This window comes from Lentzea sp. NPDC051208 (genome assembly GCF_040682435.1).
GTDB lineage: Bacteria > Actinomycetota > Actinomycetes > Mycobacteriales > Pseudonocardiaceae > Lentzea > Lentzea kristufekii.
The window spans coordinates 394,883-420,087 of the sequence record NZ_JBFBAW010000003.1; the positions used below are offsets into that span (position 1 = coordinate 394,883).

Sequence of the window (25,205 nt, forward strand, 5' to 3'; positions counted from 1 at the left end):
CGGGAGGGGAGCAGCCCTCGCGGACTGCTCCCCTCCCGGTGACTTTTCAGCGACTCACTTGGTGGTGTCAGGCGTGGTCTTCTTCGGCGCGGCGGTCGTGCTCGTGGCGCGGGTCGTCGTCGCCGGCTTGCGGGGCGCGGTGCGGGCCGCGGTCTTGCGGGTGGTGCTGCGGACCTCGTGCGCGGCCTCGCCACCGACCTCGACGATCTCCTCCGCCAGCTTCTCGGCCGCGTCCTCGACCTCGTGGGCGACCTTCTCGCCGACCGAACGGGTGCGGCGGGTCACCTTGCCGAGGACGTCGTCCGCGATCACGCGGGCGTCGGCGGCAGCGGAACCGGCGCGCTTCTGCGCGGCCTCGACGGCGTGCTCGACCTGCTCCACGGCCTGCTTGACCTGCGGCTGGGCCTTGATCTGCTCCAGCGTCTGCTCGCCCTGGTCGGCGAGGTAGGTGTACAGGTTCACCGCGGAGGCGGTGTAGGCGTCGACGAGCTTCTTGAGCTCCGCCGGCTGCAGCTTGTCGCGCAGGTCGGTCAGCTCGGTCGGGAGGTCCTTGGCCTGGGTGCGGGCCTCTTCGGCGCGCTCCTTGGCCTTGGTCAGGGCCTCGACGACCGCCTTGGCGGCGAGGTCACCGGCACCGAGCGCGGCGAGCAGCGCCTGGCGTGCGGCGTGGGCGCCCTGCTCGGCGGCCTTGCGAACGTCGTCCTGGGTGAGCTTCGGCATGGAGATCAGTCCTCCTCGTTGGTGGCGGTGTTCTCCCGCCTGAAAGATTCGTAGACGTCGAGCAGCACCTGCTTCTGCCGCTCGGTCAGATCGGTCGCGGCGACGATGGCGTCCGCCAACGCACCGCCTTCGCGCTGCTGGAGGATCCCGGCCTCGACGTAGAGCACTTCGGCCGAGATGCGCAGGCCCTTGGCGATCTGCTGGAGGATCTCCGCGCTGGGCTTGCGCAGACCTCGCTCGATCTGGCTGAGGTATGGGTTGGAGACACCCGCCTGCTTCGCCAACTCCCGCAGGGAGATCTTGGCGGTGTTGCGCTGCTCGCGGATGTACTCACCGATGTTGCGGCCGAGGTCCGCGACTGCTTTGTCGATGGACTTGTCCACTGTTCCCGCTCCCGTTCCTCGTGCCACCAACCACGTTAGCGATGAGTGCTAGCAGTTGCAAGCACCCTGCTAGCAACTGCTGCGTGTGCTCCGCCACAGGGATACCGTGGGAGGTGACATGGACGACGCCGGGGCCTTGCGCACCGAGCTGGCCAACCACCTGCTCGGCGATGGAGTGCTGCGCGACCCCAAGTGGCACAAGGCTTTCCAGGCCGTCCCACGGCACGAGTTCCTGCCGCGCTTCTACCGCCAGCTGCACAACGGCGACTGGGAGCAGCTCACCGCGAGCGACCCCGGCTGGCTGGAGCTCGTCTACGCCGACCGGGTGTGGGTTACCCAGTTCGACGGCGACGACACGGTGACCGGCGGCACACCGACCTGCTCGTCCAGCATGCCCACGATCATGGCGATCATGCTGGAGGCGCTGGACGTCCACACCGGACAGTCGGTGCTCGAGGTCGGTACCGGCACCGGGTACAACGCGGCTCTGCTGTGCCACGCCGTCGGTTCGGGCAACGTCACCACGATCGACGTCGACCCGAACATCTCGCGGCGAGCGCGCGAACGTCTGCACGCCAACGGTTTCTTCCCCACCTGCGTGACGGGCAACGGCGCGCTCGGCCACCCGGACCGCGCACCGTACGACCGCCTGCTGGCCACCTGCTCCGTCGCGACGATCCCGCTCGCCTGGCTGGAGCAGACGGCACCGGGCGGCCTGGTGGTCACCACGCTGCACCGTCCGATCGGCGCGGGGCTCGTCCGCATCGTCTCCAATGGCGACGGCACCGGCGAAGGACGCGTGCTCACCGAGGACGGGCGCTTCATGCCGTTGCGCGCGCACGCCCACCCACCGGCGCCGGCCGGAGCAGGCACGTTCGACCGCCGCACCACCACGCTGCCGTTCAACACCGTGCTCGACCCGGCCAGTCCCTTCGAGTTCTTCGCGGGCATCTCGCTGCGGGACGTCGTCGCGGGGCCCGACTGGTTGGCCCATTCGGACGGATCCTGGGTGCACCACCACGGTTCCCGCGTCGACCAGGGCGGCCCGCGCCGGCTGTGGGACATCGCGGAGGACGCGCTCGTCACCTGGCACGACCTGGGCAAACCCCGCCGCGGCCAGTTCGGGATCACGATCGGGCCCGACGGGCAGCACCTCACCCTGGGCGATCTCCGGTGGCAGCTGTGATCAACAACCAAACGTCACGACACGGGTCACTGAATCGGCCCCCAGCGGATGCGGTGCGTCATGATGCGACGCATGTCCAGATTCCGTCAGCAGGCGTTGCTGACCGGTTGCGTGCTGACCGCGCTCCTCACCGCGGCCGGGCTGTTCGTGACCGATCACGGCATCAACGCGCACCTGTGGCTGATCGTGCTCGCGCTGGCGTTCCTGGGCTTGCTGGCTCTGCTCGATCCCTGGGTCCGCCGCCGGCACAACGCCGCGCTGAGCACCGACGAGCACCTCGACGCGGCGTGCCGCGCGCTCGCCGTCGGCCTGCAGGCCCAGTGGGACGAGGAGGTCCGCTCGCGCGGCCTCACCGATCCTGACCTGCTCGACCTGCACTGGATCGCGCCCGACCTGGACGTGAGCGACGAACCGGCCGCGCCGCCGGGACGCAGCGACGCGGTCGTGGACGCGTTCCAACGCCAGATCAACCGGCGCATGGTGATCATCGGCGGGGCCGGCACCGGCAAGTCGACGGTCGCGATGCTGCTGACGTGCGGACTGCTGGACCGCTACGACGGCGGCATGGTGCCGGTGCTGCTGCCTCTGTCCACGTGGAACCCGGCGGTCGAGGACATCCGCACGTGGCTCACGCGCAGGCTGTACGAGGACCATCCGGCGTTGCGCAACACCGAGCTGTACGGCAGCTACGCCGGTGACCTGCTGATCGAGCAGCACCTCGTCCTGCCCGTGCTCGACGGTCTCGACGACATCCCCGCGCACCAGCGCGCGGACGCTCTCGCGCGGATCGCCAAGGCGTTCCCCGCCAAGCGCCCGCTGGTGCTGACCTGCCGCACGGACGAGTTCGCGCAGGCCGTCCACCTCGCCGGTCCGCTGCCCGGCGCGGACGTCGTCGAACTGGCCCCGCTCGACCTGGACGAGGTCGCCGCCTACCTGCGGGCGAGCGCCGACAGCTGGGGTGCGGCGCGCTGGGAACCGGTGTTCATCCAGCTGCGCGAGGAGCCGGACGGCAGGCTCGCGGACGCGCTGTCGACGCCGCTCACGATGTGGCTCGCCAGCGTGGTCTACGCGGACAGCGAGGCGGAGCCGACCGAACTGATCGACCGCGGCCGTTTCCCGGACGCGCGGGCGATCTCCGACCACCTCTGCGACGAGCTGGTGTCGCGGGCGTTCGGCAACAGGGCGTTCGCGCACCACGCCAGGGCCACGCAGGTCTGGCCGCGGGACAGGGCGCGCAAGTGGCTCGAGTTCCTGGCCCACGAGATGCGCGACCGCGGCATCCGCGAGCTGGCCTGGTGGGAGCTGCGCCGGTCGGTCGGCAACACGTGGCTCGCCGTGCTCGGCGCGCTGGTGCTGGGCGCGATCGGCGGGTTCGGCGTCGGCTGGCTGATGGCGTACTCGATCACGCCGTCACTCGCCCCGATCACCGGCCTGGTCGCGGGCATCGGTGTCGGCGCCGCCGCGCTGACCGCGTCGCACGAACGCAAGGCCAAGCCGCGGCTGGGGATCTGGCGCAGTCTGCTGCTCGTCCCGGGCGTCGTCGGACTCGCCGCCGGACTCGTCTTCGGTGCCCTGTACGGACTTTCCGCCGGGCTCGTGGTCGGCCTCGGGCTCGCCGTCGCGATCGCCCTGCGGTTCGCGTTGTCGAGCGCCACCGAGCTGTCGCAGGCCTCCAGTCCTCAGTGGACGATGGCGCGCGACCGGATCGCCGTCTGGACCGGATCTCTCGTGCTGGCCGTGGTGTTCGGATCGGCGGCGGCGCTGGTCTTCGGCCCCGCCCAGACCGGCATGGTCGGGCTGGGGCTCGCGTCCGGGCTGATGCTCGGGTTCGCGCTGGCCGTGCTGCACCTGCGCTGGTGGTGGTTCACCGTCGCCCGGATCTGGCTGGCACTGCGCGGGAAGCTGCCCTGGGAGCTGATGGTCTTCCTGGAGGACGCGCGCAAGCTCGGCGTGCTCTGCCGGGCGGGAGCCTGCTACCAGTTCCGGCACGGACTGGTGCAGGACCGCCTGGCAGAGCACGAGGAGACGTCCAGGACTACTCGGTCCGCAGGCCCAGCGCTCCGGTCGCCCTTCTCAGCGAAGGCAACGTCAGAGCAGTGACCAGCACGACCAGCCCGACAGAAATGCCGGTGACGGTCCCGATGCCCGCCCAGTCGTAAGCCACCTCGGTGCCGAACACCCGCGTGACCAGTACTCCGAGCAGGATGCCGGTGCCCACCGACACCACCGTGGAGATCACCAGCGGGATCGCGTTCTGCCACACCAGCGACCAGGCGAGCGTGCCGCGCGGCACGCCGCTGGCCGCCATCACGGCGAGCGGACGGCGTCGTTCCCGCACCTGCTCCAGCGCCACGACCAGCAGTGACGCTCCTGCGAGCAACAACGTGATCAGTGCGGCGGCGTACAACGCCCTGCGCAACGCGAGGAACACCTGCTCGATCTCCGCCGAGTCGTCCTGGCCGACGTAGTAGGTGTACACCCGCCAGGAATAAGGCGCGATGGCGTTGCGCACGTGCTCCGCGACGTCCGGCACCGCCGTGTCCAGCTCGGCCTGCACCTCGGTGGTCGCGTCGGCGAGGCTCATGCCCCTGGCCGCGGCCGGGGTGAGGTAGAGACCGGAGCGGCTCCCGGTCGACTGCTCCAGCGCCGGCACCGTCCAGGTGGTGCCGTTCTCCTCGAACTCGAGCACGTCACCGGGCTTGGCGTCGTCGCGGCCCTCCTCGGACGGCACGTTGAAAGCCTTGCCGTCCGCGCAGTCCGGGACGTTCGCCATCGACTTGAGCGCAGCGCACGAACCGATGACGATGCTGGTGTAGTTGTCGCCCGGCACTGCCGCGTACGTGCGCGTCAGTTCGTGCACGCCCACCACTCCCGGGGTCTTGGCGAGCACGTCCGCCAGGTCCCGGACCACGACGGTCTCGTTCACCGAGACGGCGAGGTAGCGGAAGTTGGCCTCCGCCGCCTGCTCGGCCTTCACCTCGTGTTCGACGCCCGCGAAGATCACCTGCAACGTCACGGTGCCCGCGAGCACCACCGCCACCCCGCCGACGACCCGAGCCGCCGTGCCCGCGTCGAGCTGCAACCGGCGCACGGCCAGCTGCAACGCGGGGGTGGCGCCGCGCATCCGGTACACCACACGTTCGACCAGCCACGGCAACAGCACCGGGATGGCGAACATCAGCAGCACGACCCCGAGCACGACCGGCCACTGGGTGGGCCTCGACTTCTCGTCAAGAACACCGAACTGGCTCGCCAGCAGCCCCGCGCCGGCCAGGGCGGGCACGACCCGCCACCACAGCCTGCGCCGCACCGGCTTCTGCTCCCGCACTACGCCGAGAGGTTCGACGATCGTGCGGCGCATGGCGACCACCGAGGTCAGCACGGCCAGCACCGGCACGGCGACCACGACGGTGAGCGTCAACGGCAGCGTCGGCGTGAGATCGCTCGGGAACACCGCCATCTCGGGCAACGGGATGTCATCGGCGAACGGGCGGAACGCGAACATCAGCCCGAACCCGACGACCAGTCCCACCAGCGCACCGGCCAGCGCCTCGCCGGACGCGATCAGCCTGACCCGCGTCGCCCCCGCTCCGACCAGCCGCAGCGCCGCCAGCCTGCGGTCACGCTGGGCCGCCGCGAGCCTGGTCGCGACGCTGACGAACACCAGCACGGGGAACAGCAGCACGACCATGCCAACGATGCTGAGCATCAGCAGGATGGTCGGCAACCCACCGCCGAGACCCGTCCGGCCGAAGCCGTAGACCTGGTTGCTCTTCGTGGGCTCGATCGTCGAGTCACCCGCAAGGAACCGCAGGTCCTGCGGGCCGTCCATGCCCGCAGGACCGAACGTGCCGATCACCTTCTGCGGGAAGCGCGGCCGCAACAGCTCGCCCTCCGGACTCGCCAGCAGCTGCGCGAGCCGTGGCGAGACGACGACCTCCCCGTCGCCCGGCAACCGGTCGACGCCGGCGGGCTTCGGCGCGTCCTGCGCGAGCACGCGGACGTAAGAGCCCCGGACGTGGTCGGACCGGAACGCCACCACCGCGTCCTCGATCAGCAGCGGCGCGGCCCCGGAACCCTTCGACACGACGTCACGGGCGTCCGCGCGCAGGTCGCGGTTGCCGAACGCGGTGGGGATCGACGCGGCGACCAGCAGCACCGCCACGCACATCCCGATGCCGGCACCTTGGAGCAGGAGCCTCACCCAGGACTTCCGGCTGCCCCCGACAGCCAGCCGGACGCCCAGGGCGAGGTCGCTGAGGACGCGGTTCACCTGACGAACTCCACGTCCCGTGAACGGCCGTCGCGCACCACGACCTCGCGGTCCGAGTACGCGGCGACCCGCGGTTCGTGCGTGACCAGCACGACGGCCGCGCCGGTCTCCCTTGCCGCGGTCGTGAGCAGGTGCATCACCCGCTCGCCGTTGAGCGAGTCGAGTGCGCCGGTCGGTTCGTCGGCGAAGATCACCTTCGGCGCCGTGACCAGCGCACGTGCCACCGCGACCCGTTGCCCCTGGCCGCCGGAGGTCTCGCCGGGCCGCTGGTCCGCGACCTCGTCGACCTCCAGCCGGGCCATCCACTCCTTCGACGCGCGCTCGGCGTCCCTGCGCTTCATGCCGCTCAGCCGCAGCGGCAGCGCGACGTTCTCCAGGCAGGTGAGCTCCGGCACGAGCTGACCGAACTGGAAGACGAACCCGAACTCGGTGCGACGCAACTCGCTGCGGTCGCCGTCGCTCATCCCGGTCAGGTCGCGGCCGCGGTAGGTGACCGTGCCGGAGTCCGGCGGCAGGATGCCCGCGAGGCAGTGCAGCAGGGTGGACTTGCCGGACCCCGACGGGCCCATGATCGCGACGACCTCGCCCTCGCGGATCGAGATGCCGGCACCGTCCAGCGCGTTCGTCTTCCCGAACGACTTGCAGAGGCCCTCAGCGGTGAGCAGGGACGTCATCGGGCCACCTCCTCGGCGAGTTTGTCGAGGCGGGCCGCGGTCAGTTCGAGCCACCGCAGGTCCGCTTCGAGGTGGAACAGGGCGAAGTCGCAGATGAGCTGGTCGGCGAGGTCGCCGTCCGCCTTGCGCCTGGTCAGCTCGCGCATCGCGGTGAGGTGCGCGGAGCGTTGCGTGTCGAGGACCTCGGTCGCGCTGCGGCCGGACAGCAGGGCCAGCACGACCTTCGCGTAGAGGGTGTTCTGCAGGTACGGCTCGGGCTTCTCCGGCGTGCCGAGCCAGCGCTCCACGTCGGTGACCCCGGCGTCCGTGATCGCGTACCGCTTGCGCTCCGGGCCGTCGCCCGCCTCCACGCCCGCCTCGCTCACGAGGCCGTTCTTCAGCAGTCTCGACAGGGTGGAATACACCTGTCCGTAGTGCAACGGCCGGTCGTGACCGAAACGCTCGTCATACGCGCGCTTCAGGTCGTATCCGTGCCTTGGACCGCCCTCTAGCAGGCCCAACAGTGCGTGTCCGATCGACATGCGGAGCACTATACACACGATGTATACACCGGGTGTATTGCCTGGATGCCCTGACGGGCGACCGCCGTGCGCCTACAGTGGAGGGGTGACTGGTCTGACTGTCGGCTGGGATCACGACGTCGAGCTGCTGCTCGACTTCCTGAACACTCGACAAGTACTGGACAGTGAAGCCTCCTGGCGCGCGTGGGTGACCGAGCGCGGCCTCGGGCGGAGCAGCGAACTCGCGCAGGCGCGCACCGCTCGTGCGGCACTGCGGTCGTCCATCGAGGGGTCGTCAGGACCTCAGACGGCAGCGGGCGTCGTCCACATCGAGCTCACCGACGGCGTTCCGGTGCTGTCGAGCTCGGACGCGCTCGGCGCGGTGCTCGCCGCGTCGGCCCGCCTCGCGGTGCTGGGCTCCTGGGAACGCTTCAAGATCTGTCCGGCCGATGATTGCCAGCGTGCGTTCTTCGACCGCTCGCGCAACCGCTCGCGCACCTGGTGCTCGATGCAGGTGTGCGGGAACCGCGAGAAGGCCCGCACGTTCCGAAAACGGACAAGAGCTCAGAACAGCACGTTGGCCACGGTGTAGATCACCAGGCCGGCGAGCGCGCCGACCACGGTGCCGTTGATCCGGATGAACTGCAGGTCCCTGCCGACCTGCAGTTCGATCTTGCGCGAGGTCTCCTCCGCGTCCCAGCGCTCGACCGTGTCCGTGATCAGCGTGGTGATCTCCGCGCGGTAGTTGCCGACGACGTACCCGGCGGCCTGCTCCAGCCAGCCGTCGACCTTGGCGCGCAGCTCCGGGTCGTCCGTGAGGTTGGTGCCGAGCGTGATCAGGCCCTGCGTGACGCGCCTGCGCAGCTCACTGGACGGGTCCTCGGCGGCGTCGAGCAGCATCTTCTTGGCCGTGCCCCAAGCGCTGTTGATCAGCTTCTGGACGTCCGGGTGGCCGATCACCTGCTGCTTGACCTGCTCGGCGCGCTGCATGGTCGCCTCGTCGGTCTGCATGTCGCCGGAGAACTCGATCAGGAACTGGTCGACGGCGAGGCGCATCGGGTGGTTGACGTCGGTCTTGACCGCCCAGGCGAAGTTGACGAGCTCGGTGTAGACCTTGTCGCCGAGCAGGGCGTCGACGAACTTGGGCGACCAGGTCGGCGCGCGGTCCGAGACGATGAGGCTGACCTTGTCGTAGTTGTCGCGCACCCACTCGTAGGCGCGGTCGCACATGAGGTCGACGAGCTTGTGGTGCGCGCCGTCGGTCAGGACCTGCTGGAGCAGCTTGCCCAGCGGCGGACCCCACGGCTTCTCCGTGACCCGCTTCACGATCGCCTGCTCCACGACCGCCTGGACCTCTTCGTCCTTCAGGACCGTGATCGCGCCCTTGAGGACGTTCGAGAGCTCGTTGGTGATCCGCTCGGCGTTGGCGGGCTGCTTGATCCAGGCGCCCGCGCGTTCCGCGATGCCCGCCCGGCGGAGCTTGTCCTGCACGATCTCGGGGCTCAGGAAGTTGACCCCCACGAAGTCGCCGAGCGTCTGCCCGAACATGTTCTTGCGTTCGGGGATGATCGCGGTGTGCGGGATCGGCAGCCCCAGTGGCCTGCGGAAAAGGGCCGTGACGGCGAACCAGTCTGCGAGAGCGCCGACCATGCCAGCCTCCGCGGCGGCCCGCACGTAGCCCACCCAGGCGCCCTCGAAGGCGTGCGTGCCGAAGAAGATGATCGTCGCGCCTATGAGGAAGCTCGTCGCGACGAGCTTCATCTTGCGCAGGTCGGTGCGCTTCTGCTGGTCAGCGGCGGTCAGTTGCTCCACAACCACATTGTCCGTGAAGATCCTGCGTTGTGCGGGTACCAGCGCTAGTTCCCCGGTTGCAGCCGTTCACGTCGACCATCTTCGCGGAGATGACGGCGCTGGCCGTGCAGCACGACGCCGTCAACCTCGGTCAGGGCTTCCCCGACACCGATGGTCCGTCGTCGATGCTGCAGGCCGCCCAGTCGGCGATCGCGTCGGGGGTGAACCAGTACCCGCCCGGTCCGGGCATGCCGGTGCTGCGCCGCGCCGTCGCCGCCCACCGCTCCCGCTACGGACTCTCCTACGACCCGGACACCGAGGTCCTGGTGACCGTCGGCGCCACCGAGGCGATCGCGGCCTCGTTGCTGGCGCTGGTCGAGGCCGGCGACGAGGTGATCCTGATCGAGCCGTACTACGACTCGTACGCCGCCTCCGTGGCCTTGGCGGGCGCGACGCGGGTGACCGTCGGCCTGCGCGAGGACGCCTCCGGCCGGCTGGCGCTGGACGTCGACGCCCTGCGCGCGGCCGTGACGCCGCGGACTCGGGCCATCCTGGTCAACACGCCGCACAACCCGACCGGCACGGTCTTCCGCTTGGAGGAGCTCCAAGCGATCGCCGCACTGTGCGTGGAGCACGACCTGCTGGCGATCACGGACGAGGTCTACGAGCACCTGGTGTTCGACGGACTCGTCCACATCCCGCTGGCCTCGCTGCCGGGCATGGCGACGCGGACGTTGTCGATCTCCGGGGCCGGGAAGACGTTCAACTGCACCGGCTGGAAGATCGGCTGGGTCTGCGGCCGCGCCGAACTCGTCTCGGCGGTCCGCGCGGCCAAGCAGTTCATGACCTTCGTCGGCGGCGCACCGTTCCAGCCCGCCGTCGCCCACGCCCTGACCGCCGAACTGGACTGGGTCACCGGGCTGCGGGACTCGCTGGCGTCGAAGCGCGCACGCCTGGCCGAGGGCCTGAGCGCGGCCGGCTTCGAGGTCCGCTCGTCCGAAGGCACCTACTTCATCTGCGCGGACGTCCGGCCGCTGGGTTACACGGACGGCCTGGCCCTGTGCCGCGACCTGCCCGCCCGGATCGGCGTCGCTGCCGTGCCGGTGCAGGTGTTCACGGACCGGCCCGACCAGTGGAAGCACCTCATCCGGTTCGCGTTCTGCAAGCAGGACGCCGTGATCGACGAAGCCGTGGAGCGCCTCCACAAGTTGTAGTTGTCCACAGGTGTGGATGAGTTTCTCCACAACTGTGGACAACCCACTTTCGGGTGAGGTGTGGAGCCGTGGCTCCGGAGTTCGACTCCAAATGGCATGGACTCGAACACTGAGGTTCTCACCGCGTGGCGTTCCGGTCTCTCCGGCTGGGACGCCCTCGTCGAGCGCTACTCCCGGCTGGTCTGGGCGGTGCCCAGATCGTTCCGCCTGAGCCAGACCGACGCCGCCGACGTCTACCAGTGCACCTGGCTCTGCCTGGCAGAACACCTCACCCGCCTCCGAGAACCCGAGCACCTCGCGACCTGGCTGGTCCGTACCGCGTCCCGCCAGTCGATAGCGGTCCTGCGCACTCGGGGCCGCGAGGTGTCCTACGACCTCTGGGAGCCGGCGTCCGTCCTGCCGACTCCGGACGAGGTCGCCATCACCAACGATCGGCAGCGCCGGCTGTGGTCCGCGCTGATGACCTTGAACGAGCGCTGCCAGCGGCTGCTGAGGATCGCTGCCCACAGCCCCGAACTGAGTTATGCACAGGTTGCCGACGCCCTGGGGATGAAGCTGGGGAGCGTTGGCTCCACGCGCAGTCGTTGCCTCGCTGAGCTGCGGCGGAAGCTGGTGGACCTGCGATGAGGGACGACCTTCTGGCCCTGCTGGCCGACCTCTTCGATCGCACCGACGCCCCGCCCCGGCCAGGCGTCCGCAAGCTGCCCACAACTCCGGGCTGTGCAGGCATCCCGTCGGAGGCTGCGGTCCTGACATGCGCTGACGTGCCGCCCCAGGCCGAACCCGTCGCCATGTCCTGCGCCGACACCTCGCCTCAGCCAGTTGTCCACAGCGTGCTCAACCCCGGAGGTTCGCGATGAGGGACTCGCTGCTCGACGAGATCGCCGGCCTGCTCAGCTCGGACACCCCACCGCCCGCCGTCGCACCGCGCCCGACGGGCCTCGAACCGATGGCCCCTGTGGACGAACCGGTCCGCGGCCCCTCGCGCCAGCTCGTGTTCCACCTCGGCACCGGCCGCCTGCACCTGCAGCTGGACCCCGGCCACCTCACCGGCGTGCTGGACGACAGCGGCCTCGCCGTCGAGATCCACACGCCGTCGTCCGTCCAGGCACTGCGGCCGGATCCCGAGGGCTGGTTCCGCGCGACCGTCCGGCCGGGCCCGGTGTGCGTGACCGTGCCCGGCCTGGGCCTCACGACCGGCTGGTTCGTCGCATGAGCGCGAGCGCCGACCCGCGAGCGACCATCGAGACGACCGAGGTCCGCGGCACCAGGGCCCAGCGCGCCGACGCCCTGCACGACCTCAGCGTCGCCCACGTCGAGCTCGGCCACCTCGACGTCGCCGCCCGGTTCGCCCGTCGCGGGCTGCGGCTCACCGGCGAGGCGCGGTTCCACCTCACGCTGGCGTGGATCGAGCTGGACCGGGGCCGCCGCAAGCGGAGCCTCGAGCACCTCGACCTCGCGACACCCCTGCTGCGCGGCAGGGAGCTGGCTCGGGCCAGGTGTCTTCGCGGGCTGCACCTCTGCCAGGAGCCCTTGCTGGCGATCGCCGAACTCACCGCGGTCATCCGGGAGCTGCGCAGGTACGGCGACGAGAGGTGGCTGGCCAACGCGCTGATCGGACGCGGGATCGCCCGGTGCAACGCGACCAGGCTGACGTCCGCCGAGGCCGACTTCAGGGCCGCGGAGACGCTGCTGCGGGCGATGGGCGAGCCGGGAAGGGCAGCGATGTGCCTGCACAACAGGGGGTTCGTCGCGATGCTCGCCGGCGATCTGCCGCTGGCCCTGCGCAGGTACGAGGAGGCCGCGAAGGCCGGTCTGGACTCGGCGAGCCGGCCGGAGGCACTCGTCGACCGGGCGGAGGCGTTGCTCGCGGCCGGGCTGACGGCGGACGCGCGGCGGGTGCTGGCGCCCGCGATGGAGTTGCTGCGGCGGTGCGATCGGCACGTACCCGAGCTGGCCGTGCTGAGCGCGCGTTGTGCGTTGCGGGACGGGGATCCGGCTCCGGCGATCCGGCACGGCGGCACGGACGTCGAGTTCATGCTGGCGGCCGGGAAGCTGGACGCCGTTGCGGCGCACCGGTTTCGCGGGCCGGCCCAGACACGGGCGCTCGGGTGGCTCGCGCAGGCCCTGCGGTCTGATCGGCGAGGTGCGCTGGCCGCGTGCCGGGCGGGTCTGAAGGTGCTCGACGAACACCACGGCGACTGGCCGCGCCGCGAGCTGACCGGCCACGCGCTCGGGCTCGCCAGGACGGCTCGCGAGGTGCTGCACTGGTCAGAGCGGCACCGGACCTCGGTTCCGCTGCCTCCCAACGACCCCGGGCTCGCGCAGGCGCTCACCGACCTGCGCCGCGCGAAGGCGTTCGGACTGCCGCTGGAGCCGTTGGAGCGGGACGTGCGAAGGCTGACCCTCGCGTCCAGGAGAAGCGTGGGCACGAACGCCGTACCGACGGGACTGCCGCTCGTCAGCTTCATCGTCCACGAAGGACAGATGAAGGCCGTCACGCTCGTCGACGGACGTGCCCGCATGCGCGTGGTTCCCGATCCCTCCGAACTCGTCCGCTCCGCGAAGCTCGCGCTGCGCGCCGGGCGCGCCGTCACCACCGACCTGCTGCCGGACGAGGAGGAGGTCGTCGTGATCCCCGACGGGGTGCTGAACGAGATGCCGTGGGCGGCGCTGGGCCGCCGGGTCCACGTCGTTCCGTCGTTGAGCCGGTGGAGGCCTTCCGGTCGCGGCGGCCACCGGCTCTGGGTCACCGGACCGGGGCTGTCCCACGACGAAGTGCCCGCACTGCAACGGGAACACGGGGGCACCATCATCGAGTCCACTGTGGAGTCGACGCTCAAGCAGCTCGACGGCGCCGGGATCGTGCACATCGCGGCGCACGGGCACGTGCACCCGGACAACCCGCTGTTCTCCCACCTCGAACTGCGGGACGGCCCGCTCTACGGCTACGACATCGCGAGGATCGAGCACCCGCCCGAGACGGTCGTCCTGTCGGCCTGCGAGTCGGGCCTCGCCCGCGCGTTCCTCGACGCGGGCACCAGAGCGGTGATCGCGAGCGTGCTGCCGGTGCCGGACGCGCGGGTCGGCGCGGCCATGGCCGAGGTCCACCGCCTCGTCGACCACCCGGCGGAAGCCGCGCGGGCCGTCGCCCACCTGGGCTTCAGCTGCTACGGCACCGGCACGAGGGTGGCGGCGTGCAGGGCGGCGGCGAACGACGTGCCGGTGCAGAGCAGCTGAGAGGTCCCGACCGTCGCCGGCACGTCGACCCCGGACGCGACCACGTCCACCCAGGCCCCGCGGCCGGAGAAGGCGGCCGAGGCACCCACCGCCGTCACCGAGGGCAGGGCGGCGGGCCACCACGGGCGTTCGGAACCGCCGTTGCCCGCCGCGGCCACCACGGTGCCGCCGCAGCCGGCCAGGACCGGCGGGCAGAGGTCGTCGAACGAGTAGGTGCCGGACGCGACCAGCACCACCGGCAGGTCGCGGGTGGCGCGCAACGCGGCGGCGAGGGTGAGGTCGTCGCCGAAGCCCGAGGCGCCCAGGACGGGGAACGGGCGCACCGAGGCGCCGTGGTGGCGGAGGACGCCGGCGACCAACGCGCCGTGCGGGGCGTCGAGAGGGGTGTCGAGCAACGCGACCGTGCACTCGCCCAGCAGGTCCGGAAGGCGCTCGCCGATCACCGGCCGGGAGGTGCCGATCATGATCGGGCAGGCGAGGTGGACGTGGTTCGGGGTGGCACCCACCTCGGCGGCGAGTTCGACGACGCGTGCTCGTTCGGGGGCTTTCAGGTACATGCGGATGGCGCCCGAAGCGATCTCCTCGTGCGAGTAGACGCCTCGCAAGCGCTTGCGCACAGTGGGTGCGTCCGCTGGCAGGACCACCAGTTCCCCCGAACGGACCAAGCACTCGTTTGGACCGGCCGGATCGTGCACGACCACCGGACCGAGCTCGGCGGAGGCGTGATCGACCAGCTCAGAGAGGCTGTTGACCTGCTTGGGCGCGTCCACGACGGACACCATCTCGCGCCGCGACACGGTCCACAGGGGACCGACGCGCAATGTCACTCGATCCGATGACGACACTGAGGGTGTTCACGCCTGATCAGAGCGACACGGACAGCCGCACAAGACCGCCCTTCCGGGTGTTTAGCGCGGAGTGGGTTCGCAAAGTCACTCACCGGTGCTAGACATAGCTCTACGTCGACCTCCGATGGCGCGCTGTGCGTTGAAGGTGACCCGAAACGGTGGACGGGTGGTGATCTCGTGGCAGGTGGTGGAGTGCGTGCACTGCTGCTGCGGACTGCTGCCCTCGGCGGGCTCAGCGCCGCCGCCTGGCTGCTGAGCGGAACGACCGCGTCCGCCAGTCCCGAGGAACCCCCTGCCGCCGAGATCACCACCGAGGCCGCCGCCCAAGCCCCGCAGCTGCTCGACGACCCGGCCGGATGGGCGGAGGCGTTCACCGCGTCGGTGCTGGAGAAGCACCAGCCGGAGACGTTCGTCCCGCCGCCGCCGGTGCTGACCGAGCCGGAAGAAGAGCCCCAGGAAGAGCCCGACGAGAGCCCGATCCTCGACTTCACCGGCGGTTCGACCAGCAACTCGCGCTCGGGCACCATCTCGAACGAGGCACCGCCCGAGGTCATCGAGGCCAAGGCCAAGGTCCGCGCCGCCAAAATCGCCGCGAGGCTCGCGGCCGCACTGCCCCCGCCGCCGCCTCCTCCGCCACCCGCGCCCGTCCTGGTGGTCAAGAAGGCCGTGCAGCTCCTGCCCGATCTTCCGGTGCCCGCTCCCGTGAAGACCGAACCCGCGCCGGCGAACGACTACAACTGGTCCGTTCCCGGCCCGGACGCGCCGCTGCCCGCACCGCAGCAGGCCCCCGTGGTCGCGACGGCCTTCGCGTCGTCCGGCCACACCGACAACTCCGGCGGCACGCGCGGCGTGCTCGCTGTCCTGACGTCGCACAACTCGCTCTTCCCGCCCGCCACGTGGTCGGTCGAGGAGCGTCGCGACGGCACTGCGCCCGGCAGCATTCCGGGTCTGCCCAGCACGTCACCCGACTGAGTCCGACAGGACAAGTCTGCCCTCTGCGCGATTTGTGACCGTCTCGTTCCGTCGCGCCAGTAACTCCTCCTCTCATTTCCCGTTGTACGCAAGGAACCCCCAGTCTTCCTGACCTGCCAACCGCGCCCTGGCAGGTCGGGTCTGGTCCGAGTGCCGCGCTGCCCCCGCAGTCTCGGACCACACGGGAAACCTGCGGACGGGGAACGCCAATCCCTGGGACGTTCCCCTCCGCAGGCCTCTCGTTTGCAGGTTCGTCGGCCCGGTCTCCCCCGCTGCGGGAGACCGGGCCGACGTGTTTCACGCGACCGGCGTCGACAGCTCGGCATCCGACGGAAAGCCTGTTCCTGCAACAGATGCAGCTATCACACCCAAACGGCCTATCGCTTCTCGCAGCACTTCGGGTGACTGCGTGTACGGCACTCGGAGCATCTGCTCGCACCCTCCGTGCACGGCCCACCTGGGGCCGGGCACGAGCCGCAGGCCGTGGTTCTGCGCCATCACGGCGATCCGGGTGCTGACCGGCGCGTCGAGCGTGCACCACAGGCCGAGACCGCCGGCCGGCACCTTGAAACTCCACTGTGGACAGTGCTCCGCCAGCGTCCGCACCGCGACGTCCCGTTGCGCGGCGAACTCCAGGCGCCGCTGCCGCAGCACGGGTTCCGGATCCTTCAGCAGGTCGGCCAGCACCAGCTGCTCGAACACCGGCGTCCCCAGGTCGATCGCCGCCCGCGTGGACGTCAGGCGGTGCACGATGTCCACCGATGCCCGGATCCACCCGACGCGCAGTCCGCCCCAGTGCGACTTGCTCGCCGATCCCAGCGTCACCACCAGGTCTCCGCCGAACGCCGCCATCGGCAACGGCATCGGTTCGTCGGTCAGCGACAGCTCGACCAGCGTCTCGTCGACGACGAGCGGCGTGTGGGCCTTCCGCAGCACGGCGACGAGAGCTTCCCGTCCGGCGGAGGGGAGCAGCGATCCGGTCGGGTTCTGGAAGTCCGGGATGAGGTAGGCCAGCCGCGGCCCGACCTGCCGCAACGCCGCCTCGTAGGCGTCGACGTCCCAGCCGTCCTCCGTCATCGGCACCGGTACCGGGATCGCCGACGCCGCCCGCACCGCCTCCAGCGCGTTGGGATAGGTCGGCTGCTCGACCAGAACCCGGTCGCCGGGCCCGGCGAACAACCGCAGCGTCAACGCCCACGCGTGCTGCGCTCCGGACGTGACCACGATCTGGTCCGCGGAGGTCGGCAGTCCTCTCGCGGTGTACCGATCGGCGATCACCTGACGCAGCACGGGCAGCCCGCGTTCGTGATAGCCGTGCGAGCCCAGATGCTCGGGCATCTGGGCCATCGCCGCCACCATGGCCTGCCGCAGGCCGGGATGCGCCGGCGGCGCACACCGGGTCAGGTCGATCAACGTGTCGTCGCCGCCCGTGATGCCGCCACCGGCGCCGACCGGACCGTTGATCCACGACCCGGCCCCGCGCCGCGACGCCACGACCCCCTCGGTGCGCAGCTGGTCCAGCGCGGCGGTGATGGTGGTGCGGCTCACCGGCAGCGCGTCGGTGAGCTCGCGTTCGGACGGCAGCCGCGTCCCGACGGGCAACCGGCCGTCCGCGACCAGCAGTTTCAGCGCCGCGGCGAGGTCGACGGACCCCTGCCGGGCACCGCCGCGACGCCACTCACCCAGCAGCCGAGCCAGTCGAGCACCGGATATACGTCCACCTGGTGGGAGCATGAAGCCAATTATCCCGAATTGGCTATGGATTACCAGGCCAATCGAAGCTCAGTATGGCCACATGGCCTCCATGACCGCACTCCACCAGGTCTCCGTCCGGATCTCACCGGCCCGTCGCCTCCCGCAGCTGTTCGCAGGGCTGTGGCTCTACGGCGCGAGCATGGCGATGCAGATCCGCGCCACCCTGGGCCTGAACCCGTGGGACGTGCTGCACGAGGGCCTCACGAAGATCACCGGCCTGAGCTTCGGCCTGATCACCGCGATCACCGGCGTGCTCGTCCTGCTGGCCTGGATCCCGCTGCGGCAGAAGCCCGGCATCGGCACGATCGCGAACGTCGTGGTCATCGCCGTCAGCGTCGACGTGACGCTCTGGCTCCTGCCCGCACCGGAAGGACTTCTGCCCAGAATCGTGTTCCTGACACTGGGCATCGTCCTGAACGCCGTCGCGTTCGCCGCGTACGTCGGTTCCCGGCTCGGACCGGGCCCGCGTGACGGTCTGGTCACCGGGTTCTGCCGCCGCACGGGCATCTCCCTGCGGCTCACGAGGACCGTGCTCGAACTGATCGTGCTCGGCACCGGCTGGCTGCTCGGCGGCACGGTCGGCATCGGTACGGTCCTCTACGCGCTGGGCATCGGCCCGCTCGCACAGCTGTTCCTGCCCGCGCTCACGTGGCGCGAGCGCTCGCGGCCCGCTTGCGAATCTCCGCGTACGTGACACCTCGTTCCGTCAGCACCTCGGCCACGATTCCCGTGCCCTGCAACAACGCCAGCAGGATGTGCTCCACACCCAGGTAGTTGTGGCCGAGGTCGCGCGATTCGCGCAACGAGTTCTCCAGCGCCTTCTTGAAGTCCCGTTCCAGGGGCATCCCGAACCACCGCCGGCGCGGGCCGGGCCGCAGCACCCCGGTCCCGAGTGACTGCTCCGCCGACTCGATCACCGCGTCGACGTCGATTCCCAAGCCGCGCAACGCTTCCGAGTCGGCCTTCGTCAGCCCGCCCTTGCGCCGGTAGTCCCGGAACGCCGTCTCCAGCTCGTCGCGCGGCAGGTCGAACCCGGCCAGCACCGGCGAGTCGAGCAACGCCAGCAGCAGGTGCTCCACGCCGACCTCGGCGGCGTGGATCTGCTCCGCCTCCCGCACCGCGGCCTTGACCGCCTCACGGGCTTCCTTCGTGAACCGTTCCGCGATCATCATCGCCCCCCGTGCTTCTTGTGGACCGCCTGGCGGGACACCCCGAGTTCCGCCGCGATGTCCTGCCACGACCAGCCCTGCGCCCGCGCACTGCGGACCTGGGCCGCCTCCAGATGTTCGAGCAGTCGCCGCAACGCGCTGACGGCCCGCAACCCGACCTTCGGGTCACGATCCCCAGCCGCTGTGGCGAGATCCGTTGCTTCCGTCATGATGTCAACGTACGTTGACAACCGGCATCCGTCAACCGAAGTTGACACGTACCGTGAGAGCGTGAAGATCGAGACCGCCGAGCAGGGGGCTCCGGGCCGCGTCACCGAGGATCGGATCCGCGTGCTGCCGAACGCCGTCGTCGTACTCGACGGCGTGACGTCCCGGACCAGGCCACCCGATCGCAACGGTGGCTGGTACGCCTCGAAACTCGCCGACGAACTGGTCCGGCTGCTCACCGGCACCGATCCGCTGACGGACCTGCTCGCCCGAGCCATCGCGAACCTCGTGGCGGAACACGACCTCGTCCCCGGCGACTCGCCCGCCGCCACCGCGTCGATGGTGCGCTGGAACGACGACACGATCGAGGCGCTCGTGCTGTGCGACACCCCGGTCGTCGCGTTCGGACAGTCGACCCGCGTGCTCGAGGACACCAGGCTCGAAGACCTCCGGCCCGATCCGGACATCCTCAGGTGGACGAACAAACCGGGCGGTTACTGGGTCGCGGAGGCCGATCCCGTTGCGGGACACCAGGCCCTGACGGCGACCTGGCGCCGCGACGAGACCAAGAGTGTGATCGCTCTCACGGACGGTGTCTCCTGTGGAGTGTCCGAGTACGGGCTTTTCTCCTGGGAGGACCTGGAGCAATTGCCGCTCGGCGAAGTGCTCGACCGAATCCGCGAAGCAGAACGCGGTGATTCGGAGCACCAGCGTTGGCCGCGCTACAAAACGCACGACGACCAGGCGATCGCCCGAATCACCTTCAGCGCATGACGAAAGTAGCCCCACAGAAACTCTGTGGGGCTTCTTTTCGAAGAAGGTATGGCCAGGGGCGGGGTCGAACCGCCGACCTACCGCTTTTCAGGCGGTCGCTCGTACCAACTGAGCTACCTGGCCATGAGAAAGAAAAGCGACCCAGACGGGACTCGAACCCGCGACCTTCGCCGTGACAGGGCGACGCGCTAACCAACTGCGCCACTGGGCCTTGCTTCGTGCTGTCTTACCGTACCGTACTTTACTGCGTGCCCCCAACGGGATTCGAACCCGCGCGACCGCCTTGAAAGGGCGGGATCCTAGGCCGCTAGATGATGGGGACTAGCTGGTCTCTGGAAGCATCGTAAGCATATGCCATAGGTCCGCGCACCTCCAAAACGGGGGTCCCACTTATGCGCTGACCTGCTGAAACCCCCTTCCGGGCCGGATGGCCCAGATCAACAAATGCCTGATCAGGGCTGTTCGGGCCCGTCACGCGGGTTCAGAAGCAGTTTGTGATCCAGACAACTTCCAGCCGGAAGACGCGACGCAGGGCAGCACGTGCCCCAGAACCTCGCGGATCCGTGAGGGGAAGTCCGCGCACGCCGTCGTGGCGGAAGAGATCAACCGCGAACCGAGCGCCGCGCTGCACAACGTGCGGGCGACGGCCTCCGGGTCGACGCCTTCCCGCAGGTCTCCGCGCCCGGCCGCCTCGATCACGTACGCGGCGATGAGCTTCTCCCACATGACGTGGGCGCTCGGGACACCCGGATAACCGACCTCGCGATCGGCGGCGAGCCGCACGCCGGCGCGCAGCACCACGTCGGCCGCCATCCGGTCGGCCGACTCGGCGAACATGCCGTGCAGGGCACTCAGAGGGTCGAGCTCGCGAAGCCGCCACGACTCCCTGACCTGCGCCCACAGCTCGCCCTGCCGTTCGATCAGGGCGTCGGCGACCGCTTCCTTCGAACGGAAGTGGAAGTAGAACGCGCCCTTGGTCATGCCGGCGCGCGCGAGCACGGCGGTCAGCGACGTGCGCTCGTACCCGAGCCGGTCGAACTCCTCCGCCGCGGCGTGGAGTATCGCCTCACGTGTCGCGTACGCCCGGTCCTGCTGGGGCATGGATGAAGGTTAGCCGTTGCCGCTAAAGAGACCCGTGGGTATGTTTCGAGATGCGGCCCTGTTCTGCAGACGCGCTCCGGGGGGTGCGCGTCTGGAGTCAGGGCCGCTTTCGCGTGCGCACGACGTTCACCGCTGCACCGGAGGCACCCCGCCGTCCTCGCCCGGTGACAGGCCCAGCATGTCCAGCAGCATCCGGCAGTCCTCGGTACCCAGTGCGCTCCTGGCGACCGCGAGCCTGGCCCGGTGGACCTGTTCGTCGGAGATCCGCGAGGGTTCTCCGTTGCGCTGGGCCGGCACGTTCGGCCCGCCCTGTCGCGACATGCTGTCGTCCTGCGTGAACAGGAAGTTCCGCACTTCCAGTGACCCGCTCATGAGCACCCTCCCCGACTTGAGGTTGGCGCGAGGCTAAGCGACCTGGGACAACGACCGCAGCCCCCCGCAGAGTGATTCCATCAGCACCCAGCGTTACTTTCCGTACTGGTGCCGTGCGTACCGGTGGGGAACTGGCCAGTGGATGATGGACCGATGACCGACCCCACGCCGGAGCCTTCCCCCGATGCCGAGGGCCAAAACGCGTCTCAGACACCGCCTCCAGCCGACCAGGAAGCGATCTTCAAGGCGCTCAGCGGCATCGATCTGAACACCATCGACGCCGACATCGAGTCCGCGTTCGGCTCGCGGATGGCCGAGCTCGACAAGATGCTCGAGGGTCTCGACGACCTGGTCAACAAGATCGAGAGCGATATCCAGAACCTGGACCAGCCCAAACCTGACAGTCCTCAGTAGAGCGCTTACCCCAGGGGGGTATAGACTCGGAGCTCCGAAGAGAGAAAGGGCTCCGATGTCCGTCAGCGCCACCTACACCGTCACCGGCATGACCTGCGGCCACTGCGTCAGCTCCGTCACCGAGGAGCTGACCGAGGTCTCGGGCGTCACGGGTGTCGACGTCGTCCTGGAGACCGGCGCGGTCACCGTGACCAGCGACCGCGAGCTCGACCGCGCCGAGGTCGTCGCCGCCGTCACCGAGGCCGGGTACCAGGTCGCATGACCACCACCGAGCCTCGCCACGTCGAGCTCAGCATCAGCGGCATGACGTGCGCTTCCTGTGCGAACCGCATCGAGCGCAAGCTGAACAGGCTCGACGGCGTCTCCGCCACGGTGAACTACGCGACCGAGAAGGCCAGCGTTCAGTTCCCGGACAACCTGCGGGTGGACGACCTCGTGTCGACCGTGCGGGCGGCGGGTTACGACGCGGAGGAGCCCCGGCCCGAGGCTCCCGACGTGGACGAGGCCGGTGAACTGCGGCTGAGGGTCACCCTCGCCGCGGTGCTCGGCGTGCCGGTGATCGCGTTCTCGATGGTCCCGGCGTGGCAGTTCCCGACCTGGCAGTGGGTGTCGCTGGCACTGGCGAGCGTGGTCGTGTGGGTGTGCGGCTGGCCGTTCCACCGCGCGGCCTTCGTCAACGCACGGCACGGTGCCAGCACCATGGACACCCTCGTGTCGATGGGCGTCACGGTCTCGTACCTCTGGTCGCTCTACGCGCTGGTGTTCGGCGAGGCCGGCGTCATCGGCATGCGGCACGAGTTCAGCCTGCTGCCCCGGCCCACCACCTCCGGCGACATCTACCTGGAGGTCGCGGTCGGCGTGACCGTGTTCCTGCTGCTCGGACGCTGGCTGGAGGCCCGTTCGAAGCGCAGCGCGGGTGCGGCCCTGCGGTCGTTGCTCGCACTCGGCGCCAAGGACGTGGCGGTGCTGCGCGACGGCGTGGAGACCCGAGTGCCGGTCCACCTGCTTCGGGTCGGCGAACGATTCGTGGTCCGCCCTGGTGAGCGCGTCGCCACCGATGGCCTAGTGGTCGAGGGCAGTTCGGCTGTGGACCGCTCGATGGTCACCGGGGAATCGGTGCCGGTCGAGGTCGGCGAGGGTGATCCGGTCGTCGGCGGCACCGTGAACGCGGGCGGCAGGCTGGTCGTCGAGGCTTCCTCCGTCGGCGCGGACACGCAGCTCGCGCGGATGGCCAGGCTGGTCGAGCAGGCCCAGGCGGGCAAGGCCGAGGTGCAGCGGCTGGCGGACCGGGTGTCCGCCGTCTTCGTCCCGGTCGTCGTGCTGATCGCGCTGGCGTCGTTCGGCGCGTGGCTGCTCGCCGGACGGCCGCTGGAGTTCGCGGTGACGACGGCGGTGGCCGTGCTCGTGATCGCGTGCCCCTGCGCCCTGGGCCTCGCGACGCCGACGGCGTTGCTCGTGGGCACCGGCCGCGGCGCGCAGCTCGGCATCCTGGTGAAGGGTCCCGAGGTGCTCGAGTCGACGCGGCGGGTGGACACCGTCGTGCTGGACAAGACCGGCACCGTCACGACCGGCCGCCTGACACTGGTCGACGTGATCCCCGCGGCGGGTGTGGACTCCGACGAGGTGCTGCGGTTCGCGGCGGCCGTCGAGAACGCGTCCGAGCACCCGATCGGCGCGGCGATCGTCCGCGAGGCCAACGACGTTCCTATGGTGTCGGACTTCGTTTCCACGGACGGCGTGGGCGTCAGCGGAACCGTCGAAGGCCGACGCGTCGTCGTGGGCCGGGTGCGGAACGTCGTTCTTCCGCAGGGGTTGACCGAGGCCCTGGTTGCCCACACAACTCGGACTGTTGTCGCGGTTTCCTTTGATGACAAGGTTGTCGGCGCCATCGCCGTGGCGGACGTCGTGAAACCCACGTCCGCACAAGCGATTCAGGAACTGAAGGAACTCGGTTTGCGGCCGGTGTTGCTGACCGGCGACAACGCCTCCGTGGCCGCCGAGGTCGCGGCCGAGGTGGGCATCGACGAGGTCATCGCCGACGTCCTGCCGTCCGGCAAAGTCGAAGCGGTCCGGAATCTTCAAGCACAGGGCCGAGTTGTGGCCATGGTCGGCGACGGCGTGAACGACGCGCCGGCCCTCGCGGCCGCGGATCTGGGGCTGGCCATGGGAACCGGGACCGACGTCGCGATCGAGGCGAGCGACCTGACGCTGGTGCGCGGCGACCTGCGCGTGGCGGCGGACGCGATTCGGTTGTCCCGCAAGACTTTGGCCACGATCAAGGGAAACCTGTTCTGGGCGTTCGCCTACAACGTCGCTGGACTCCCGCTCGCGGCCCTCGGTCTGCTGAACCCCATGATCGCGGGCGCCGCAATGGCCTTCAGCAGCGTGTTCGTTGTTACCAACAGCTTGCGACTACGGGGTTTCCGTCCATCGGCAGCATAAGAATCTCGTTGCGAACACTCCCCAACGAGCGCGTGCGCGTGCAACAATCCAAAAGCTGACACACCCCCGGTCAGCGCCTGTGGAGATCCCCTCCGGCCCCCGCGTTCCTCCCCCTGGCGCGGGGGCCTCCGCAGCTCCCCGGCGGCCGGCTCGGGCAGGTGCTCGCCGGAGATCCACTCTGAGTAGACCCGTCTACACCTTGGGGTGACCCGGCTCACAGGGGTTTGGCTTCCGTGACCGAGCCGTTATCGTGTCCCGGTGCCTATCGGATCCCTCGGACGCTCCAAGTCCGGCCGTCACCGCCCTGCGGACGACCCGCAGCAACCGGAGACGTCGCACGACGACGAGCTGACCTCCTACCTGGCCGCCCTGGCCCCGGACGCGGACAACGAGACCACCGCCTCGGGCTTCGGCAGCGCGCAGGTGTACCAGCTGAGGCTGCAACTCATGGCCAACGAGCAGCTCAAGGAACTCGCTGCCGAGCGCCAGACCTCCCCGCAGGCTCTCGCCACGGAGTGGGTCATGCAGCGCCTGGAGTGGGAAGCGCGTCAGCGCGGCCACTAGGCCGTGTCCCGGAAGTCCCGTCGGGCGGCAGTAGCGGCCGAGTGCCCCGGAGACGACACCGCCGCGACGCCCCAACACGCCCGGTATGAGGGCATCGCGGCGGCGCCGTCTCCGAGTCTCTCGGCCGCGCCTGCCACCGGACGAACTTCCGGGACACGGCCCAGCCCAGAGCAAAGACGAAGAAGGACCCTCGACCGAGCCCGGTCGAGGGTCCTTCTCGCGTACGACTCAATTGCGGCTTAGTGCAAACCTCAGACCGCGCGGACGTTCTGGGCCTGCGGACCCTTGGTGCCCTGGCCGACCTCGAACTCCACTCGCTGGTTCTCCTCCAGGGTGCGGAAACCCTGACCCTGGATCTCCGAGTAGTGGACGAAGACGTCAGCGCCGCCGTTGTCCTGGGCGATGAAGCCAAAGCCCTTTTCGGAGTTGAACCACTTGACAGTGCCCTGTGCCATGTACCTGCCTCCATCGCAGGAAAGCTTGGGGCTGCACCGTGCAACCCCGGCCGTCCCGGGGGCGTTAGGCAAACTCGCTGAGAGCGCACCGCACGCCCGCGTGTCGTTCCGCGAGCGTGTGAAGCACGAACACAGAAACCACGGCCTGCGC

Annotated in this window: 27 protein-coding genes and 3 tRNA genes; 14 read left to right on the forward strand and 16 right to left on the reverse strand. The window is 69.8% G+C overall.

The features are described from left to right. Positions 1-54: 54 nt before the first annotated feature. Together AB0M48_RS09340 and AB0M48_RS09345 are read right to left on the reverse strand one after the other, a co-directional pair. Positions 55-720 (reverse strand): hypothetical protein, encoded by a 666-nt coding sequence (locus AB0M48_RS09340; RefSeq protein ID WP_363837765.1) that lies wholly within the window; start codon positions 718-720, stop codon positions 55-57. Between the two features lie 5 nt (positions 721-725). Continuing rightward, positions 726-1,103, reverse strand: coding sequence for a helix-turn-helix transcriptional regulator (locus AB0M48_RS09345; protein ID WP_090066023.1), 378 nt, complete (start codon positions 1,101-1,103; stop codon positions 726-728). Between the two features lie 118 nt (positions 1,104-1,221). On the opposite strand from AB0M48_RS09345, the gene AB0M48_RS09350 reads away from it, so the two are divergent. Both AB0M48_RS09350 and AB0M48_RS09355 read left to right on the forward strand, forming a co-directional pair. Then, entirely contained in the window at positions 1,222-2,289 is a 1,068-nt protein-coding gene (locus AB0M48_RS09350; protein ID WP_363837770.1) for a methyltransferase domain-containing protein, read from the forward strand. Between the two features lie 72 nt (positions 2,290-2,361). After that, positions 2,362-4,389 carry an NACHT domain-containing protein gene (locus AB0M48_RS09355; protein WP_363837773.1) on the forward strand — a complete coding sequence of 676 codons (2,028 nt, stop codon included), beginning with the start codon at positions 2,362-2,364 and terminating at the stop codon, positions 4,387-4,389. On the opposite strand, the gene AB0M48_RS09360 is transcribed toward AB0M48_RS09355, so the two are convergent. Genes AB0M48_RS09360 through AB0M48_RS09370 form a run of 3 tightly spaced genes read right to left on the reverse strand, consistent with a single transcriptional unit; the run spans position 4,325 to position 7,757 of the window. Beyond that, the gene (locus AB0M48_RS09360; protein WP_363837776.1) at positions 4,325-6,562 is read right to left on the reverse strand and encodes an FtsX-like permease family protein; all 2,238 of its coding nucleotides are present in this window, start codon (positions 6,560-6,562) and stop codon (positions 4,325-4,327) included. The genes AB0M48_RS09355 and AB0M48_RS09360 overlap by 65 nt on opposite strands. After that, positions 6,559-7,236, reverse strand: a complete 678-nt coding sequence (locus AB0M48_RS09365) for an ABC transporter ATP-binding protein (RefSeq protein WP_363837779.1) — start codon at positions 7,234-7,236, stop codon at positions 6,559-6,561. The genes AB0M48_RS09360 and AB0M48_RS09365 overlap by 4 nt, the downstream gene beginning before the upstream one ends. Next, complete coding sequence (locus AB0M48_RS09370; RefSeq protein WP_363837782.1) at positions 7,233-7,757, reverse strand: PadR family transcriptional regulator; 525 nt, start codon at positions 7,755-7,757, stop codon at positions 7,233-7,235. Before AB0M48_RS09370 ends, AB0M48_RS09365 begins: the two co-directional genes overlap by 4 nt. Before the next feature lie 85 nt (positions 7,758-7,842). Here AB0M48_RS09370 and AB0M48_RS09375 point away from each other — a divergent pair, with 85 nt between their 5' ends. Then, on the forward strand, positions 7,843-8,328 hold the full coding sequence (locus AB0M48_RS09375; RefSeq protein WP_363837785.1) for a CGNR zinc finger domain-containing protein: 486 nt from the start codon (positions 7,843-7,845) through the stop codon (positions 8,326-8,328). Here the strand turns inward: AB0M48_RS09375 and AB0M48_RS09380 are convergent. Continuing rightward, entirely contained in the window at positions 8,301-9,497 is a 1,197-nt protein-coding gene (locus AB0M48_RS09380; protein WP_363838351.1) for a DUF445 domain-containing protein, read from the reverse strand. The two genes, AB0M48_RS09375 and AB0M48_RS09380, sit on opposite strands and share 28 nt — an antisense overlap. 80 nt (positions 9,498-9,577) lie before the next feature. Between AB0M48_RS09380 and AB0M48_RS09385 the strand changes: the two genes are divergently transcribed. From AB0M48_RS09385 to AB0M48_RS09400, 4 genes are all read left to right on the forward strand, one after another. After that, on the forward strand, positions 9,578-10,741 hold the full coding sequence (locus tag AB0M48_RS09385) for a pyridoxal phosphate-dependent aminotransferase (protein WP_363837788.1): 1,164 nt from the start codon (positions 9,578-9,580) through the stop codon (positions 10,739-10,741). A 96-nt stretch (positions 10,742-10,837) separates the two neighbouring features. Further along, positions 10,838-11,368 (forward strand): sigma-70 family RNA polymerase sigma factor, encoded by a 531-nt coding sequence (locus AB0M48_RS09390; RefSeq protein WP_363837792.1) that lies wholly within the window; start codon positions 10,838-10,840, stop codon positions 11,366-11,368. 229 nt (positions 11,369-11,597) lie between these two features. Next, entirely contained in the window at positions 11,598-11,957 is a 360-nt protein-coding gene (locus AB0M48_RS09395) for a hypothetical protein (protein WP_363837796.1), read from the forward strand. Beyond that, positions 11,954-13,981 carry a CHAT domain-containing protein gene (locus AB0M48_RS09400; protein WP_363837800.1) on the forward strand — a complete coding sequence of 676 codons (2,028 nt, stop codon included), beginning with the start codon at positions 11,954-11,956 and terminating at the stop codon, positions 13,979-13,981. The genes AB0M48_RS09395 and AB0M48_RS09400 overlap by 4 nt, the downstream gene beginning before the upstream one ends. Here AB0M48_RS09400 and AB0M48_RS09405 read toward each other — a convergent pair. After that, positions 13,912-14,778 carry a hypothetical protein gene (locus AB0M48_RS09405; RefSeq protein ID WP_363837803.1) on the reverse strand — a complete coding sequence of 289 codons (867 nt, stop codon included), beginning with the start codon at positions 14,776-14,778 and terminating at the stop codon, positions 13,912-13,914. The two genes, AB0M48_RS09400 and AB0M48_RS09405, sit on opposite strands and share 70 nt — an antisense overlap. Before the next feature lie 243 nt (positions 14,779-15,021). On the opposite strand from AB0M48_RS09405, the gene AB0M48_RS09410 reads away from it, so the two are divergent. Next, positions 15,022-15,801, forward strand: coding sequence for a hypothetical protein (locus AB0M48_RS09410; protein WP_363837807.1), 780 nt, complete (start codon positions 15,022-15,024; stop codon positions 15,799-15,801). A gap of 297 nt (positions 15,802-16,098) precedes the next feature. On the opposite strand, the gene AB0M48_RS09415 is transcribed toward AB0M48_RS09410, so the two are convergent. Then, a complete protein-coding gene (locus AB0M48_RS09415; RefSeq protein WP_363837810.1) occupies positions 16,099-17,535 on the reverse strand; it encodes a PLP-dependent aminotransferase family protein in 1,437 nt (478 codons plus the stop codon). A gap of 61 nt (positions 17,536-17,596) precedes the next feature. On the opposite strand from AB0M48_RS09415, the gene AB0M48_RS09420 reads away from it, so the two are divergent. After that, the gene (locus AB0M48_RS09420) at positions 17,597-18,250 is read left to right on the forward strand and encodes a hypothetical protein (RefSeq protein WP_363837813.1); all 654 of its coding nucleotides are present in this window, start codon (positions 17,597-17,599) and stop codon (positions 18,248-18,250) included. On the opposite strand, the gene AB0M48_RS09425 is transcribed toward AB0M48_RS09420, so the two are convergent. Both AB0M48_RS09425 and AB0M48_RS09430 read right to left on the reverse strand, forming a co-directional pair. After that, entirely contained in the window at positions 18,201-18,728 is a 528-nt protein-coding gene (locus AB0M48_RS09425; protein ID WP_363837817.1) for a Clp protease N-terminal domain-containing protein, read from the reverse strand. The two genes, AB0M48_RS09420 and AB0M48_RS09425, sit on opposite strands and share 50 nt — an antisense overlap. After that, positions 18,725-18,934: a helix-turn-helix domain-containing protein gene (locus tag AB0M48_RS09430; RefSeq protein WP_030473166.1), complete on the reverse strand. Its 210-nt coding sequence runs from the start codon at positions 18,932-18,934 to the stop codon at positions 18,725-18,727. Before AB0M48_RS09430 ends, AB0M48_RS09425 begins: the two co-directional genes overlap by 4 nt. A gap of 61 nt (positions 18,935-18,995) precedes the next feature. On the opposite strand from AB0M48_RS09430, the gene AB0M48_RS09435 reads away from it, so the two are divergent. After that, positions 18,996-19,706 carry a hypothetical protein gene (locus AB0M48_RS09435; RefSeq protein WP_363837821.1) on the forward strand — a complete coding sequence of 237 codons (711 nt, stop codon included), beginning with the start codon at positions 18,996-18,998 and terminating at the stop codon, positions 19,704-19,706. 49 nt (positions 19,707-19,755) lie between these two features. On the opposite strand, the gene AB0M48_RS09440 is transcribed toward AB0M48_RS09435, so the two are convergent. The 5 genes from AB0M48_RS09440 to AB0M48_RS09460 all read right to left on the reverse strand — a co-directional run bounded on the left by AB0M48_RS09440 (position 19,756) and on the right by AB0M48_RS09460 (position 21,179). Further along, a tRNA-Phe gene (locus AB0M48_RS09440) sits at positions 19,756-19,829 on the reverse strand. Between the two features lie 14 nt (positions 19,830-19,843). Beyond that, positions 19,844-19,917 (reverse strand) — tRNA-Asp (locus tag AB0M48_RS09445). Between the two features lie 38 nt (positions 19,918-19,955). Next, positions 19,956-20,028: transfer RNA gene (locus tag AB0M48_RS09450), tRNA-Glu, on the reverse strand. A gap of 149 nt (positions 20,029-20,177) precedes the next feature. Further along, the gene (locus AB0M48_RS09455) at positions 20,178-20,807 is read right to left on the reverse strand and encodes a ScbR family autoregulator-binding transcription factor (protein ID WP_363837824.1); all 630 of its coding nucleotides are present in this window, start codon (positions 20,805-20,807) and stop codon (positions 20,178-20,180) included. Positions 20,808-20,933: 126 nt separating this feature from the next. After that, positions 20,934-21,179 carry a hypothetical protein gene (locus AB0M48_RS09460; RefSeq protein WP_363837827.1) on the reverse strand — a complete coding sequence of 82 codons (246 nt, stop codon included), beginning with the start codon at positions 21,177-21,179 and terminating at the stop codon, positions 20,934-20,936. 153 nt (positions 21,180-21,332) lie between these two features. On the opposite strand from AB0M48_RS09460, the gene AB0M48_RS09465 reads away from it, so the two are divergent. The 4 genes from AB0M48_RS09465 to AB0M48_RS09480 all read left to right on the forward strand — a co-directional run bounded on the left by AB0M48_RS09465 (position 21,333) and on the right by AB0M48_RS09480 (position 24,599). Next, positions 21,333-21,593, forward strand: coding sequence for a hypothetical protein (locus AB0M48_RS09465; RefSeq protein WP_363837830.1), 261 nt, complete (start codon positions 21,333-21,335; stop codon positions 21,591-21,593). A 55-nt stretch (positions 21,594-21,648) separates the two neighbouring features. After that, a complete protein-coding gene (locus tag AB0M48_RS09470) occupies positions 21,649-21,855 on the forward strand; it encodes a heavy metal-associated domain-containing protein (RefSeq protein ID WP_030477906.1) in 207 nt (68 codons plus the stop codon). Continuing rightward, a complete protein-coding gene (locus AB0M48_RS09475) occupies positions 21,852-24,035 on the forward strand; it encodes a heavy metal translocating P-type ATPase (protein ID WP_363837835.1) in 2,184 nt (727 codons plus the stop codon). Before AB0M48_RS09470 ends, AB0M48_RS09475 begins: the two co-directional genes overlap by 4 nt. A gap of 258 nt (positions 24,036-24,293) precedes the next feature. Then, a complete protein-coding gene (locus AB0M48_RS09480) occupies positions 24,294-24,599 on the forward strand; it encodes a hypothetical protein (protein ID WP_266035609.1) in 306 nt (101 codons plus the stop codon). A 251-nt stretch (positions 24,600-24,850) separates the two neighbouring features. Here the strand turns inward: AB0M48_RS09480 and AB0M48_RS09485 are convergent, their stop codons facing one another. Then, a complete protein-coding gene (locus AB0M48_RS09485) occupies positions 24,851-25,054 on the reverse strand; it encodes a cold-shock protein (RefSeq protein WP_030477903.1) in 204 nt (67 codons plus the stop codon). Between the last annotated feature and the right edge of the window lie 151 nt (positions 25,055-25,205).

Coding starts and splice junctions, on each gene's coding strand:
- AB0M48_RS09475 (WP_363837835.1), top strand. CDS start 21,852: ATGACCACCACCGAGCCTCGCCACGTCGAGCTCAGCATCAGCGGCATG.
- AB0M48_RS09485 (WP_030477903.1), bottom strand. CDS start 25,054: ATGGCACAGGGCACTGTCAAGTGGTTCAACTCCGAAAAGGGCTTTGGC.
- AB0M48_RS09350 (WP_363837770.1), top strand. CDS start 1,222: ATGGACGACGCCGGGGCCTTGCGCACCGAGCTGGCCAACCACCTGCTC.
- AB0M48_RS09420 (WP_363837813.1), top strand. CDS start 17,597: ATGGCCTCCATGACCGCACTCCACCAGGTCTCCGTCCGGATCTCACCG.
- AB0M48_RS09430 (WP_030473166.1), bottom strand. CDS start 18,934: ATGACGGAAGCAACGGATCTCGCCACAGCGGCTGGGGATCGTGACCCG.
- AB0M48_RS09465 (WP_363837830.1), top strand. CDS start 21,333: ATGACCGACCCCACGCCGGAGCCTTCCCCCGATGCCGAGGGCCAAAAC.
- AB0M48_RS09365 (WP_363837779.1), bottom strand. CDS start 7,236: ATGACGTCCCTGCTCACCGCTGAGGGCCTCTGCAAGTCGTTCGGGAAG.
- AB0M48_RS09470 (WP_030477906.1), top strand. CDS start 21,649: ATGTCCGTCAGCGCCACCTACACCGTCACCGGCATGACCTGCGGCCAC.
- AB0M48_RS09380 (WP_363838351.1), bottom strand. CDS start 9,497: ATGAAGCTCGTCGCGACGAGCTTCCTCATAGGCGCGACGATCATCTTC.
- AB0M48_RS09340 (WP_363837765.1), bottom strand. CDS start 720: ATGCCGAAGCTCACCCAGGACGACGTTCGCAAGGCCGCCGAGCAGGGC.
- AB0M48_RS09455 (WP_363837824.1), bottom strand. CDS start 20,807: ATGCCCCAGCAGGACCGGGCGTACGCGACACGTGAGGCGATACTCCAC.
- AB0M48_RS09425 (WP_363837817.1), bottom strand. CDS start 18,728: ATGATGATCGCGGAACGGTTCACGAAGGAAGCCCGTGAGGCGGTCAAG.
- AB0M48_RS09400 (WP_363837800.1), top strand. CDS start 11,954: ATGAGCGCGAGCGCCGACCCGCGAGCGACCATCGAGACGACCGAGGTC.
- AB0M48_RS09390 (WP_363837792.1), top strand. CDS start 10,838: ATGGACTCGAACACTGAGGTTCTCACCGCGTGGCGTTCCGGTCTCTCC.
- AB0M48_RS09395 (WP_363837796.1), top strand. CDS start 11,598: ATGAGGGACTCGCTGCTCGACGAGATCGCCGGCCTGCTCAGCTCGGAC.
- AB0M48_RS09355 (WP_363837773.1), top strand. CDS start 2,362: ATGTCCAGATTCCGTCAGCAGGCGTTGCTGACCGGTTGCGTGCTGACC.
- AB0M48_RS09460 (WP_363837827.1), bottom strand. CDS start 21,179: ATGAGCGGGTCACTGGAAGTGCGGAACTTCCTGTTCACGCAGGACGAC.
- AB0M48_RS09415 (WP_363837810.1), bottom strand. CDS start 17,535: ATGCTCCCACCAGGTGGACGTATATCCGGTGCTCGACTGGCTCGGCTG.
- AB0M48_RS09370 (WP_363837782.1), bottom strand. CDS start 7,757: ATGTCGATCGGACACGCACTGTTGGGCCTGCTAGAGGGCGGTCCAAGG.